8 protein-coding genes and 1 pseudogene are annotated in these 13,470 nt (G+C 72.1%); 5 read left to right on the top strand and 4 right to left on the bottom strand.

Going from position 1 to position 13,470, the window contains the following annotated elements:
* Window positions 1-52: 52 nt before the first annotated feature.
* Both IE286_RS14640 and IE286_RS14635 read left to right on the top strand, forming a co-directional pair.
* Window positions 53-559 (top strand): SigE family RNA polymerase sigma factor, encoded by a 507-nt coding sequence (locus IE286_RS14640; protein WP_189797148.1) that lies wholly within the window; start codon window positions 53-55, stop codon window positions 557-559.
* Between the two features lie 83 nt (window positions 560-642).
* The gene (locus tag IE286_RS14635) at window positions 643-1,905 is read left to right on the top strand and encodes a hypothetical protein (RefSeq protein ID WP_189797147.1); all 1,263 of its coding nucleotides are present in this window, start codon (window positions 643-645) and stop codon (window positions 1,903-1,905) included.
* A 72-nt stretch (window positions 1,906-1,977) separates the two neighbouring features.
* On the opposite strand, the gene IE286_RS14630 is transcribed toward IE286_RS14635, so the two are convergent.
* Both IE286_RS14630 and IE286_RS14625 read right to left on the bottom strand, forming a co-directional pair.
* Window positions 1,978-2,415 (bottom strand): NlpC/P60 family protein, encoded by a 438-nt coding sequence (locus tag IE286_RS14630; protein WP_189797146.1) that lies wholly within the window; start codon window positions 2,413-2,415, stop codon window positions 1,978-1,980.
* A 602-nt stretch (window positions 2,416-3,017) separates the two neighbouring features.
* The gene (locus IE286_RS14625) at window positions 3,018-7,112 is read right to left on the bottom strand and encodes a discoidin domain-containing protein (protein ID WP_189797145.1); all 4,095 of its coding nucleotides are present in this window, start codon (window positions 7,110-7,112) and stop codon (window positions 3,018-3,020) included.
* A 709-nt stretch (window positions 7,113-7,821) separates the two neighbouring features.
* Here IE286_RS14625 and IE286_RS14620 point away from each other — a divergent pair.
* Window positions 7,822-9,039 (top strand): annotated as a pseudogene (locus IE286_RS14620) (FAD-dependent monooxygenase).
* 148 nt (window positions 9,040-9,187) lie between these two features.
* On the opposite strand, the gene IE286_RS14615 reads toward IE286_RS14620, so the two are convergent.
* Together IE286_RS14615 and IE286_RS14610 are read right to left on the bottom strand one after the other, a co-directional pair.
* Window positions 9,188-10,144 carry an asparaginase gene (locus tag IE286_RS14615; RefSeq protein WP_189797144.1) on the bottom strand — a complete coding sequence of 319 codons (957 nt, stop codon included), beginning with the start codon at window positions 10,142-10,144 and terminating at the stop codon, window positions 9,188-9,190.
* 304 nt (window positions 10,145-10,448) lie between these two features.
* Window positions 10,449-11,342, bottom strand: coding sequence for a LysR family transcriptional regulator (locus tag IE286_RS14610; protein WP_189797143.1), 894 nt, complete (start codon window positions 11,340-11,342; stop codon window positions 10,449-10,451).
* A 114-nt stretch (window positions 11,343-11,456) separates the two neighbouring features.
* On the opposite strand from IE286_RS14610, the gene IE286_RS14605 reads away from it, so the two are divergent.
* Together IE286_RS14605 and IE286_RS14600 are read left to right on the top strand one after the other, a co-directional pair.
* The gene (locus IE286_RS14605) at window positions 11,457-12,545 is read left to right on the top strand and encodes an alcohol dehydrogenase catalytic domain-containing protein (protein ID WP_189797142.1); all 1,089 of its coding nucleotides are present in this window, start codon (window positions 11,457-11,459) and stop codon (window positions 12,543-12,545) included.
* Window positions 12,546-12,715: 170 nt separating this feature from the next.
* On the top strand, window positions 12,716-13,189 hold the full coding sequence (locus tag IE286_RS14600) for a hypothetical protein (protein WP_189797141.1): 474 nt from the start codon (window positions 12,716-12,718) through the stop codon (window positions 13,187-13,189).
* Window positions 13,190-13,470 lie beyond the last annotated feature (281 nt).

Raw genomic sequence — 13,470 nt, 5'->3', positions numbered from 1 at the left:
AGATCTCTTCTACAGCCGGCTCACCGCCGGTCCACAGTTCCAGGGGGAGTACATGAGACAGGTCCGCGCCGACGAGTACGCGGAGTTCGCCGCTGCCCAGGCCGGTCACCTCTACCGGTCCGCGTGCCTGCTCACCGCCGGTGACACGCATCTCGCGGAGGACCTGGTCCAGGAAACCCTCGGACGGCTCTATGTCCGGTGGTCGCGCGTGGACCGGGCCGACAACCCGGCGGCGTACGCGCGGACGACCCTCACCCGCACGTTCCTCGCCCACAAGCGGCTGCGCAGGAGCAGCGAGCGCAGCACCGATGAGCTCCCGGAGACGGCCGCCGCCACCTCCGACACCCCGCTGCGGCTGACCCTGCTCCAGGCGCTGGGCCAACTGCCCGTCAAGGACCGGGCCGTGGTCGTCCTGCGGTACTGGGAGGACCGGTCCGTCCAGGAGACCGCCGCCGTGCTCGACACCAGCCCTGCCGCGGTGCGCACCCGCTGCGTCCGCGCGCTCGCCCGGCTGCGGGCGCTGCTGGGTGAGGACATCGGCGAGTACGCACGGCCCTGAGCCACCACGGTCCCCCCGGCCTCGGCGCCGCCTCCCTCCCTCACGTCCCTCCTCGACCTCGCGAAGCGAAACGGTGGTCCTTCATGCCTCACGACCAGCACGCAGAACCTGACTTCTCCGACGACCCCTTCGAGGCCCGCCTGTCCTCTGCCCTGCACGACGCGGGCGCCTCCTTCGACACCGACCGGGCCGCCCTCACCGCGGCCGGTGCCGCGCACGGGCGGCGGCTCAGGCGGCGGCAGCAGGCGTCCGTCTTCGGTGCCGTCACGGTGACCGCCGTGGCCGCCGTGGTGGGCGGAACGCTGGTGCTTCCCGGCGGGGAAGGCGGCGCCGCCGGGCAGCCGGCCGCGCCGGGCACCTCGGTGAACCCGACGCCCAAGCCCTCCGACTCCGGCGTCACCGAGCAGCAGATGATCACGACCCTGCAGAAGCTGCTGCCGCACGGGACGGTCAGCGAGCAGACCGGACGGGGCTCCGGCGAGAAGCCGGGATACTCGGCGACGGCCTCGCTCGTCTTCGACGACGGCAAGGGCCCGGCCGCCGTCGACGTGGCCATCGACCATGTGCCGCCGGGCACCGACGAGGCCCAGCAGACCGTGCAGTGCCCCGACAAGGTGTACATCCCGTACGACAGTTGCACGACGGACCGGCTCGCGGACGGCTCGGTGGTCATGCTGCTGCAGGGGTACGAGTATCCGGACCGGCGTACGGACACCAAGCGCTGGACGGCCGAACTGATCACACCGACCGGGCAGCACGTCTCGGTGAACGAGTGGAACGCCGCTCAGGAGAAGGACGCCCCGGTCAGCCGGGCCACGCCGCCGCTGGACCGTGCGGCCCTGACCCGGCTCGCGGCGGCGCCCGAGTGGCGCACGCTCGTGGACGCGATCCCGCAGCGGCGGTCCCATGGGCTCGCGTACACCCAGGAGCCCGGCGCACCCGTCCGCAGCACCCTCGCCTCTCTGCTGCCGAAGGGGCTGGCCGTCGTCGGCAGGTCCAGCGACGAGACCGGGTTCGGCTATCTCGTCGTCGACGACGGCAAGGGAGCGAGCCTCGTCCAGGTCAATGTGCAGACCGGCATGAACGATGTTCGTGACCAGCTGTTCGACTCCGGTTCCGAGGAGCTGCCCGACGGCACCCTTGTCGCCGTCCACAAGGAGCCCGGCGAGAAGGGCGGCAAGGGTGTCGTGATGTGGACGGTGGACTCGATGACGCCCGACGGGCGGCGCGTCGTCGTCAGCGCGTTCAACTCGGGCTCGCAGGAAGCCGCCGCCACACGCAAGACCCCGGCCCTGACCATCGCCCAGCTGCGGAAGATCGCTCTCAGCCCGCAGTGGTGGCAGTAGGGGCCGGCACCGACCCCGCGGCAGGGGCCGCCGGCACAGCAGCCGGCGGCCCCTGGCGACGTCACCGCCGGGTCAGTCGCGGTACTGGACCGGCCGGTAGGCCTCGAACTGGCTGCCCTTCTTCAGGCCGTACGTCAGGGAGCGGTGGTCGGTGCCGTGGCCGCCGCGCTGCTCGTACGCGGTGTAGGAGGAGTGGGCGGCGTTGTTCCATTCCTCGAAGATGACGACGTGACGGGAGTTGGGGCCGCCGATCGCGTCGATCACGAGGTCACCCGGCTTGAGCCGGCTCATCGAGATGGGGCGGGTGATGCTGCGGGTGTTGGCCAGGGCGACGGTGTTCGGGCCGGGCTTCGACAGGCCCAGCGCCATGGACGCGTAGCCCGAGCAGTCCTGCCGGTAGCCGTCCTTCCACCGCTCGGTCTGGCTGTAGGGCACCGGCCGGCCGTTGTCGGCGGTCAGCCAGACGCGGGCACGCGCCAGCGTCTGCTGCCGGGTGCTCTTCTTGAGCACCGGTGCGGACAGCTCCGCCGAGGCGGGGTGCTCTGCTCGGCCATGGTGGCCGGGCGCGGCTCCGCCTGGGCCGGGAGGGCGGCGGTTCCCCCGGCGAGGACGGCGCCGGCGATCAGTACGGACAGCATCGTCGTCCTGGACTCGGACACAGGTGTTCCTCGCCTCTTCGCTCAACAGACGGATGTACGGGCGCATGCGCCGGTCCGGCCGGTCGATGCGGGCAGAGGTCTCCCGCGGCCGGGCGTCGGAATGCGAACAGTGCGGGGCGTGATCGCCGACCGCACCAGAAGCGTGCAGGAAGGTCCACAGGACTCGCCACGGTCTGCGGGCATTGTCGGCCCATGCATCGATGCGGACCGCTATGCAGCCGTGTGAGCTGCGACGATGCCGTCAGCCAGGGTTCAGGACGCATCGATGCTCGCATGACTGCGGTCCGTGCGAGAGGTCTGAACGCGAGATCGGTGTGCACAGGAGGCCGAGCCGGCGGCGGGAGGAACGAGAAGTAGGGAGACGGCCGGACCGCAGGCTTGCGTGACGGCCGCCCCGGGCCCGCAATCGCGCCGTCCGCGAGGACGCGGACGGCGCGACGCAGCATGGCCGGTTCAGGCGCGCACCGTGATCGTGGCGGCGTTGTAGGCCTCGACGTGCAGCGCCGGTCTGCCCGACGGCAGTGCCTTCGCGGGCCAGGACACCGTCAGGGTCCTGCTCTCGCCGGGCAGCAGCCACAGGTAGTTGTCGCCGTACAGGGCGGGAAGCACCCGTTCGCCGCCCGGCGCGTCCAGCAGGGAGAGCCGGACCATCGCGGCGACGGCGGATCCCCGGTTGCGGACCGTCACGGACAGCGTACGGCGGTCGCCGTCGTGCGAGACGTGGCCGACGGAGGCCGACAGCCGCACCGCCTCGAGCCGGTTCAGGCCCTGCATCTCCTCGGGAGTGCGGTACCGCCAGTAGGTGTTGGCGGACAGCACCTGCCCCTCACGGCTGCGCAGGGTCAGCCGCAGCAGGTGCAGGCCGGGCAGGTCGTCGGTGAACGGCACCGTGAACGCCTGTGCGGTCGCGGCCGGCCCGACGTCGACGCGGGCGGTCCTCCCGCGGCCCAGACGGCGGCCGTCGAGACCGTACGTCTCCGCCGTGACCGTCGCCTGCTTCAGCGCGGCGCGCGTGTGGTTGACCGCGAGGACCCGCCAGTCCACCGGGTCCGCCTGCACGTGCAGGGGCTCGCAACCGCTGCGCGCCCCGTAGTAGGCGCCGTTGACGTCGAAGTCGTAGTCGTAGGTCTGCCAGACGGTGCTGTGCCAGGCCGGGTGGGACATCCACAGCATCAGACCGCTGGCGTCGTCCCACAGGTTGGCGTTCCACGCCTCGAACATGGCGCGCAGGTTCTCGTAGTTGACGAACTGCGCCTTGCGCGTGAAGTCGTCCAGGTCTCGTGCGGTGCCCAGGCGGGTCTCGATGGCGGCCTTGTAGGTCTGCGGCGCCTGATTGCCGTGCTCGCTCCAGTCGTGGTAGTACCACGCCCCGCCGATCGGCCACTCCGGTTCGTCGCCCACCATGGCGCGGGTGGCGGCGGCCGTGGAGACGACCGGCATGCCGATCTCGGTGTGGAAGCCGAAGTCCTTGCTGCCGTAGGTGGCCGGGTCGAAGTACCGGGCCGGCTCCACCCAGCCGTAGGGGCCGCCGCCGGTGACGATGCCGCCGGCGGAGTTGTTCTGGTACAGGATGCCGGGGGCCTGCTCCTCGACGGCCTTGCGCATGCCCGTGTCGACCGCGGCCGGCGGATTGCCCTCGTTGGCGCCGCACCAGACCGCGACACACGGATGGATGCGGTACCGCAGGACGGTGTCCCGCGCGACGGAGAGGAAGGCGTCGTGGTCCGGCGGGTCCATGCTCCAGGCGTTGGGGAAGTCGTTCCAGACCAGGATGCCGTGCTCGTCGCAGGCGGCGTAGAACTCCTCGCGGTTGCTGCTGCCGACCCAGTTGCGGATCATCGTGAAGTTCATGTCGCGGTGCATCCGCACCGCCGTGTCCATCCGGTCGGCCGGCATCCGGCGCAGCAGCTCGTCCCAGCCCCAGTTGCCGCCGCGGACCAGGACCCGGACCCCGTTGACGCTGATCTTCAACGGGTCCGGGGTGTTCGAGACGGTCGTCACGTCGGTCCAGGTGTCGCCGTCGTCGGAGACCCGGATGGTGTACGTCTTCGGGTACGCCTGCTCCCACAGCACGGCCACCCGGTCGAAGCGCCGGGCGGAGCCCAGGTCGACCTGGATCCACTGATGGTCCTCGTAGGCCGAGGACCAGCGGGTGCGCGGGTCGCCGTCGGTGGCGTGCGCGGCCGGGTGGTCCGCATCCTCGGTGGACGCGGTGGCCGTCCGGTGCAGGGCGAGGTCGGTGCCCGGGGCGCTGCTGTCGACGACGCTCAGCTGCCACAGGGAGTTGCCCCAACTGGTGGCCCGCACACCGCAGTCGATGCGGACATAGCGGGCGGTGAGCGGGTCGAAGTCCGTCACGCGCAGGCTGGCGTCACCGTTGCCGAACGGCAGCGGCACCGCCGTGTTGTCCACGGACTTCACGTCCGTCCACCGGTCGCCGTCCTGGGAGACCTGCACCACGAAGGTCGCGGCGTAGGCCTGCTCCCAGACCAGGTCGACCCGGTCGAAGTCCTGGGCGGAGCCGAGGTCCACCCGGATCCACTGGTCGTCCTGCCACGTGGACGACCACCGCGTGTCCGGGTCGCCGTCGGTGACGTTGCCCGCCTGGTGGTCGTCCTCGTCCACGGAGGAGGCCTCCGCGTCGGCGTGCAGGGCGAGGTCGACCCCCGGGCGGGAGCTGTCGGACACCGACAGGCTCCACAGGGAGCAGCCCCAGTCGGTCGCCCGGGTCAGGCAGCGGATCCGCACGTGACGGGCGTGCTGTGGGCCGAGGTCCACGGACTGGGTGAAGGCGTCGGAGGAAGGGACGAACGGCAGGGGAGTGTCGTACTCGTAGCCGAACTGCCGTATGCCGAACCGGACGGTGCGCCGGTCGCTGACGGCGCCGCCGGCCTCGGCGACCAGGGTGAGATCGTGCAGGGTGGGCTCGCCCAGGCCGTTGGGCCACCACAGGGCGGGGTTCTTCACCCGCAGACGGTCGAAGGCGTCCGGTGCGAAGGTCACCTCCGTGCTCGCGCCCGCCGGAACCGTCACCGTGCGGGAGACACGGACGTGGCCGAAGGAGGCGGTGACGGTGGCCTGATGGCCGGCGGAGTCGGCGTTGCGGACCGGGACGGTGATGGTCAGTTCGGCGACCGACAGGTCGTCGGGCAGGCCGGGGAGCACGGTGTCCACCCGCGGGTCGCCGATGACGACGTGACCGGTGGACCGCAGCCGCACATGGTTCCAGATGCCGGCAGCGCGGTCCCGCACGGCCGGCATCCAGTCCCAGCCCGACGAGGCGAGATACGTGGGCGAGTTGAGGTTCATCTGCTGGGCGCCGGCGTCCACCCACGACTCGCCCGCGGGACCCTTGTCACCGGGGCTGCCGGGCACCGGCATCGGCGTGATCCGCACCGCGAGCGCGTTGCCGCCCCGGTCGTTCAGGAATGCGGTGACGTCGTGCGCGGAACGGGCGAAGGGATATGTCAGCGTCCCGGCCTCGTGCCCGTTGAGCCAGATCTCCGCCGTGTGGTTGACCCCGTCGAACTCCAGCCACACATGCCGTCCGGCGCCCGTGCGCAGACCGCGCGGCAGCTCGAACTCCCGACGGTACCACCACGCGTGACGGGACAGCGCCTCGGGAATGTGCAGATTGTTCAGACCGGCCACGGGGTCGGGCAGCTTGCCCTGCTCGACCAGTGACGCCAGGACGGTGCCGGGCACGGTCGCGGGCAGCCAACCGCTGGTGTCCACACCGGGTTCCGACAGCTCGGCCCCCTCACCGCCGGCCCAGTCGTCCAGGGTGAGCGTCCACCCCGACTCCAGCGGCACGGTGCCGTCGGCGTCGACGGTCAGCTTCGGTGCCTCGGCACGGTGCCGGCCCCAGTCCGTCCAGCCGGTGACCTCGGGACGATGCCCCCGGACGGTGCCGTACACCTCGAACCCGTTGACGCCCAGCGGGTTGGCGCTGGACCGCCGGTGCGCGGTCATGCGCACCCAGCGCGCCTCGACGGGGTCGGGCAGCTGGATGTCGACCACGCCGCCGGTGCCGGCCGTGGTCCGGTACACACTGCTCCAGGACGTGTGGTCGCGGGAGGTCTCGACGACGAACTCCGTCGCGTAACTGGACAGGATCTCCTTGCCGGTGGTGCCGTCCCAGGGATTGCCGGTCGACGGCGGTGTGAACACCGGGTCGCTCGCATCGGCCTCGAACGTCAGCCGGACACGGTCGACCTGGCAGACCGCCTGCAGATCGACCGAGATCCACTGCGGATCGCCCGCCTCGGCCCGCCAGCCGGTGCCGCGCACTCCCTGGGCGCGGATGCCGTCGACCACGAATTCGGGCGGAGCGGGCGCGTACGCCTGTGACGACACCGCGACCGGGCGGTACGCGGCGAGTTCGGCGGATTTCGAGGCCTTGGCCGGTGTCCGGCCGGCCGTGCGCTGGACGGCACCGGCCGCCGGGGCGAGGACCGTGCCGAGGCCGAGCCCGGCCAGCAGCGTCGAACCGGTGGCGACGACGGAGCGCCGGGACGGGTGATGCGAGGGACTCGCCTGAGCGGGCATATGAGTCGTCCAATCACAGCTGACGGGGTGGGAGAAGGAGCCCGGCGCAGTGCGGAGCGGGCGGCATGACAACGTTGCCATGGCGAGCCATAGGCTGCGGTGATCGCAGGCCCCTGTCAAGGCCTCTGCCTTCGTCCCCGAGCCGGCGTGGTGGACCTCGGGCGTGCCCGCGTTGCGGACGCGCACACGCGAAGAGGGCTTCAGCGGGTGTGCTCGGCCTGCGCCGTTCCTCGCGCGATCGCACCGCCGCGGCACGTGGTGTCGTGCGTGACGTCACGTGTGACCGTGGGGGAGAGCGGTGACGGCAGCGACAAGGGACCCCGGCGCACGTAACCGCTGGGCGATATGCGCGACCGTGGCGTCCGCCACGGCCGGGTTTGCGGCTGTGAGCCGCGCTGTGAGGCACCGGTCGGCACAGCCCGGTGCCGGCTCGGGTGTCCGGCACGGCGTCGCGTGCCGCACCCGTGCCGATGCCGTACGCGTCACCGGACGTCTTGGGCGCGCCGCATTGTCATGTCACCTGTCGCATGGACCATGGGACGGGTGGTCATCAAACGGCGTGCGGCGTCTCCGGCCATCCAGCCACGCATGCTTCGGCGACGACGGACACGGATCCGGGGCCGAAGCCACCGTCCCATTCCTTCCTGTTGTCCGGTGTCGTCACGGCGCCGGCCCTGCTCGTCACCCCACATGACCGAGGAGTCGAGAAATGAACCGTTCTGACCAGCGGTCCGGCGGCCGCATCGCGGCGGGCCGCAGTGTTCTGGTGTCCGGAGCCGGCATCGCCGGCCTCACCCTGGCGTACTGGCTGAACCGCTGCGGATACGCCGTCACGGTGGTGGAGAGGGCGGCAGGACTCCGCGCCAGTGGTTAGCCCATCGATGTGCGCGGCACCGCACTCGACGTCGTGGACAGGATGGGGATCCTCCCGAACGTGCGGGAGGCACAGGTCGACATACGCCGGAGCACCTTCCTCGACGCGGACGGCAGCGAGGTCGCCTCCGTCCCTGCGCACACCGTCACCGGCAGCGTCGCGGGGCGGGACGTGGAGATCCGGCGTGGGGACCTGACCCAGATCCTGTACCGGGCGGTCCGCGACGACATGGAGATCGTGTTCGACGACTCCATCGAGACCTTGGACCAGTCCGGCCACGGAGTCGACGTCACCTTCCGCAGCGGTGCCACCCACACGTTCGACCTGGTGTTCGGCGCGGACGGCGTGCATTCGCCCACCCGGCGGTTCCTGTTCGGCCCCGAGGAGCAGTACCACCGCTACCTCGGCTACTGCTTCGCCGTGTTCGACGTGCCGAACACCTTCGGGCTCTCCAGCGAGAGCGTGGTGTGGAACAGCCCGGGCAGAGCCGCGGCGCTCTACGCCGTCGAGGACGACGAGGAGCTGCACGCCTTGTTGAACTTCGCCCGGCCGGAGCCGCCGGTCGACGTCCTGGGCGACAGGGAAGCCCGGCAGAAGCTGTTCGAGAGTGTCTACGCCGACGCCGGATGGGAGGTACCGAGCCTGCTGGCCGCCCTGCGGGAGTCCGACGACGCGTTCTTCGACACCGTCGGCCAGATCCATCTGCCCCGCTGGTCCAGCGGCAGGGTCGCCCTGGTGGGCGACGCCGCCTACGCGCCGTCGTTCCTCACCGGCCAGGGCACCAGCATCGCGCTCGTCGGCGCCTACATGCTCGCGGCATCCCTGGCCGACGGGGACCACGTCGCGGGCTTCGCCGCCTACGAGCGCGACACCCGTGACTTCGTCACCCAGAACCAGGCGCTGGTCGGCAAGGGCGAAGCCGCACTCTTCCCGGTCACCCGCCAGGACCTGGAGCGGCGCAACAGCAGACTGCGCACCCTCAGCAGCCTCCCCGTCGACCAGGGGCGGCCGGCCCATACGGCTCTCACCCTGCCGCCCGTCCGGCTCGGCTGAGGCAGCGGCGACCGGGCGGCGCTGCCTGCCCCAGCGGCAGGCGGCGCCCCGTGCAGGCCCCGGCGGGGCGGACCGCCCGGTGCCGGACCAGGCGTCCGGCACCGGGCACCCTCGGCAAGGAGACGGACCGTCACCGACGGGGCTGCTGTCACCGCAGACGCTCCGCGGGGCGCACGGCCCCGACCGGCTTGCCGTGGCCCAGCACCGGAGTCGTGGACATGCTGGCCAGCGTCTCGTCGGCCGCCGTGTCGATGCCCAGCCGCCGAAGCGCGGCCATCATCACCACGGAGCGCGCACGGGCAGAACCGTCGGCGATCTTCAGAACAGCGGCCGACCCGTCGGGGAGAGCCATCGCGTACACACCCTCCGCGCCGTCCTTGGCCACCGACCCGGGCAGCGCGCGCATGAGCCGGGTCACATCCCGCCCGGTACCGCCCACGTAGTCGGGGTGGCTGTTCATCGCCTGGGCGACCCGGTGCTCCAGCGAACCGGCCTCACCGGTCGCAAGCGTCGCGAACGCCCTCGCCAGGCCGCGGCAGGTGACGGCGAACAGCGGCGCACCGCAGCCGTCCACACCGGTCGAGGCGACCTTCTCGCCGGCCAGGTCCTCAAGCGTCGCCCGCAGCGCGCGCTGCAGCGGGTGCTCCGGGTCCAGGTACGTCTCGGTGTCCCAGCCGTTGACGACGCAGGTGGCGAGCATGGCGGCGTGCTTGCCCGAGCAGTTCATCGTCAGCGGGGTCGGAACACCGCCGTCGGCGAGGTGGGCACGCAGCGCGTCCTCACCGATGGGGAGGGCGGCCGTGCACTGGAGAGCTTCCGTGGTGAGTCCGGCACCCTTGAGGATGCGGCGCACACCGTCGAGGTGGAAGCTCTCGCCGGAGTGGCTCGCGCACGCCAGTGCCAGCAGCTCGCCGTCCAGATCGAGCCCGGCCCGCAGCATGCCGAGCGCCTGCATCGGCTTGTTGGACGACCGCGGATACATCGGGCGGTCCACGTCGCCGATGCTGAGCACTGTCTCGCCGTCCGGGCCGGCCGCGTACACCGTTCCGTGGTGCACGGACTCCAGGAAATCTCCGCGCCAGACCTCTGCCACGACCTCGTGCACGGTGTGCTCCCCTCTCTTCGGCCGGTACCCGGCCGGGCGGCTCGAACGGTCAACAGGTATCACTCTGCTCGGTGTCCGCCCTGTCGACTGTCATCCGCCGGCACGTCGACACTGCGCGCGGTTGTCGGCTCGACACCGGGAATCAGCTCGCCGATTCCCGGCGGCCGGCCCGACAGGACGGGGCCTGGCGGCCCCCACCGTGGTGATCATGCTGGGGCTCGTCGTACCCGGCTCGGTCCGGCTTTGGCAGGCGACCGCCAGGAACGGCCTTCGTGCGGTGTGCGGCGCGAGCCAGCGCGGCGGCTCACGCGGCCGCCACGATCGCCCGGGCGACCGCCGTGACCGCGGCGGCGGGACGGCCGGCGAGGCGTGCCACGCACACCCGGCGGACCTCGGGCGGAGCGCCGTCGACGCGCAGCAGGCTCACCCCGGGCGGCAGCAGCGGGGAGAGCCGTTCCGGCACCGTCGTCACCCCGAAACCGCCGGCGACCAGCTGGAGCTTGGTCAGCCAGTCCCGCACGGAGTGGACGACACGCGGCCGCCCGGGCAGCCCGGGCCAGACACCGAGCAGCGGCTCGGCCCGCGACGACGGGGCGGCGATCCACGCGGCGTCGACCAGCTCGTCGACGTGCACCGTGGTACGTCCGGCGAACGCACCGGCCGACGGCACCGCCACGACCAGTTCGGTGTCCGTGACGGTCTCGACGTGCAGGCGGGGCGCGTCGTTGTCGAAGGGCCGGTGCGGCGGGCGGGACGTCAGCAGCGCGAGATCGAGCGAGCCCGCGCGCAGCGCCCGGATCAGACCGGGCGTCGTGCCCTCACGGGTGGTGACCGAGACCGGCGAGCCGGACGCGGCGAGGTGTGCGAGGGCGGCGGGCACGATCGCCGCGCCCGCGCTGAGGAACACCCCCAGCCGTACTCGTTCCGTCCGCGGTGCGGCGCCGGTCAGTTCACGCTCCGCCGCTGCCAGCGAGGCCAGGATCGTGTGGGCGTGCCGCAGCAGGGTCAGGCCGGCGGGGGTGAGCCGCACCCCGTCCGGGCGGCGCTCGAACAAGGTGGTGCCGGCGCTGCGTTCGAGAGCGGCGGCCTGACGTGACACGGCCGACTGCGTGTAGCCGAGGCGGGCGGCCGCCGCGGTGAAGCTGCCGGACTCGGCGATCTGCCGCAGGACGCGCAGTCCCGCACTGGAGAGGTCCATGCGGCATACGCATACCACACATGCACAACCGTCGCTTCCCGCATACCCGTCCCGGTCCCTAGGGTCGAACCCGCCGGCACGGCCCATCAGCACGGACGAACCCGGAGGTCACACGTGCGAGCAGCGGTTCTCACACAGTTCGGCGCCCCGCTCACGGTGCGGGAGGTGCCCGATCCCGTAGCCGGGGGAGGGGAGGTGGTGGTCGAGGTCCTCGCCTCCCTCGTGGCGCCCTATGCGGCCGAGGTCTTCGACGGCACGCGGAAGTACCCTCTCGTTCCCCCGGTCGTGCCCGGCATCGGCGGGGTGGGCCGGATCGTCCACGTCGGCCCGGACGCCACCCGGCTGCGCGCCGGCGACCTGGTGTGGTGCGACTCGACGGTGCGTGCCCGCGACGACGCCCTGACACCCGACATCGCCCTGCAGGGCTGGAGTTCTCGCGGTGAAGGCGGTGCGCGCCTCGCCCGGTACCTGCACGACGGTTCCTTCGCCGAACTCATGCGGGTGCCGACGGAGAACGTCTTCCCGCTGCCCGCCGCGGCGGAGGACGATCCGGCGCGCTGGGCCGCACTCAGTGTGCACTCCATCCCCTACGGCGGTCTGCTGGCGGGCGGACTGGAGGCCGGGGAGACGGTGCTCGTGAGCGGGGCCACCGGCAACCTCGGCAGCAGCGCGGTCGCGGTCGCGTTCGCGATGGGAGCGGGTCGCGTCGTCGCCCCGGGCCGCAACCAGGCCGCGCTGGGTCTTCTCGCCGACCGGTTCGGTTCCCGGCTGCGTCCCGTTCAGCTGACCGGGGACGAGGCCACCGACCGCGCGGCGATGTCCGCGGCGGCCGACGGACCGGTCGACCTGGTGATCGATCTGCTTCCGCCCAGCGCACCCAGCTCGGTGACACGCGCGGCGGCCATGACCGTGCGGGAGTACGGCCGCGTGGTCCTCATGGGCGGCGTGGGCATGCTCGGCGGCGAAGACCTCGCCCTTCCCTACCCGTGGATCATGCGCAACTCGGTCACCGTGCGCGGGCAGTGGATGTACCCGCGCACCGCCAACGCCGGCATCATCCGGCTGCTCGCCTCGGGCGCTGTGGATCTGACGCCCGAACGGGTCCGCACCTTCGGCCTCGGCTCCGTCAACGACGCCGTCGCCCACGCCGCCGCCCACGGCGGGCCCTTCGAGCGCACCTGCCTCATCCCCTCGGCCGGCTGACGCCACGACCGCGCACACCGCCCCGCCGGGCTTCCGCACCGTGCGTGCGACCACCGGGCACCGGACGGGTCCGCGCCGACGGTCCGGCCGCGGGAAGACCGGGCGGCTCACCCTCCGTCACCTGTTAGGTTACCGGCGTAACACGACGCAGATACGGAACGGGTGGTGTTGTGCGCAAGGCGCGATGGACAGCGGTCGCGACGTTCGCCGTGGTGATGCTGGCCGCCGGGTGCGGCAGCGAGAACGCGGACGACAAGGCCGCGGACGGCGCGAAGAGTTCCGCGACACAGGTGGCGGACAAGCCCGCCCGGACGGCTCCGGCTCAGGGCACACTCGTCGAGCGAGCCGCCGGCACCTGGAAGAGCATCGTCTCTCCCAGCGACAACTCGCTGGACACGCTCGTCGTCGAGGACGGCAAGGTGACCGCGAAGGGCACGAAGCTGTCGTGCACCGGCACCCTGAAGCCGGAGAAGAAGGACGGCAAGGAAACCGCGACCATCACCTACACCTGCGAGGGCGGCAAGGACGGCGATCGCGGCCTGGGGCACGTGAAGCTGAGCGACGACGCATCGAAGCTCGCCATCGCGTTCGACGGGCCTTCCGGCGGCTGGGGCGGCCCGGTCGACAGCTACCGCCGCGCCTGAATCCGCCGCGCCCCACGCGGGCGTGACCTTGTGCTGCCCGTGCCCACCGGCGTCGACGGCGGCCGCCCGGCCACCGCCGGCGGCCGGTGACGCGGCCGGGTCCTGGGCCCGAGCGCCGGCGGCCGTGCACGGCCGCCGGCCGCACACGTATCAAGAAGACAACCGCGGGCGCGCGTGTCCGCAGCCGGCGGGCGGGTGCCGCCGCACACCTCACGCGTGCAGCGTCACCCGCCCGCGGTCGCTCCTTCGAATGGCGCGCCTCGGCCCGGCCCCTGTCAGGG

The sequence above is a fragment of the Streptomyces thermodiastaticus genome (genome assembly GCF_014656135.1).
GTDB lineage: Bacteria > Actinomycetota > Actinomycetes > Streptomycetales > Streptomycetaceae > Streptomyces > Streptomyces thermodiastaticus.
This window is presented reverse-complemented; position numbering and strand designations above follow the sequence as displayed.

What these genes read in the sequence shown, in the direction of transcription:
- IE286_RS14640 (WP_189797148.1), top strand. Translation starts at nt 53, where the DNA reads ATGAGACAGGTCCGCGCCGACGAGTACGCGGAGTTCGCCGCTGCCCAG.
- IE286_RS14635 (WP_189797147.1), top strand. Translation starts at nt 643, where the DNA reads ATGCCTCACGACCAGCACGCAGAACCTGACTTCTCCGACGACCCCTTC.
- IE286_RS14610 (WP_189797143.1), bottom strand. Translation starts at nt 11,342, where the DNA reads ATGGACCTCTCCAGTGCGGGACTGCGCGTCCTGCGGCAGATCGCCGAG.
- IE286_RS14625 (WP_189797145.1), bottom strand. Translation starts at nt 7,112, where the DNA reads ATGCCCGCTCAGGCGAGTCCCTCGCATCACCCGTCCCGGCGCTCCGTC.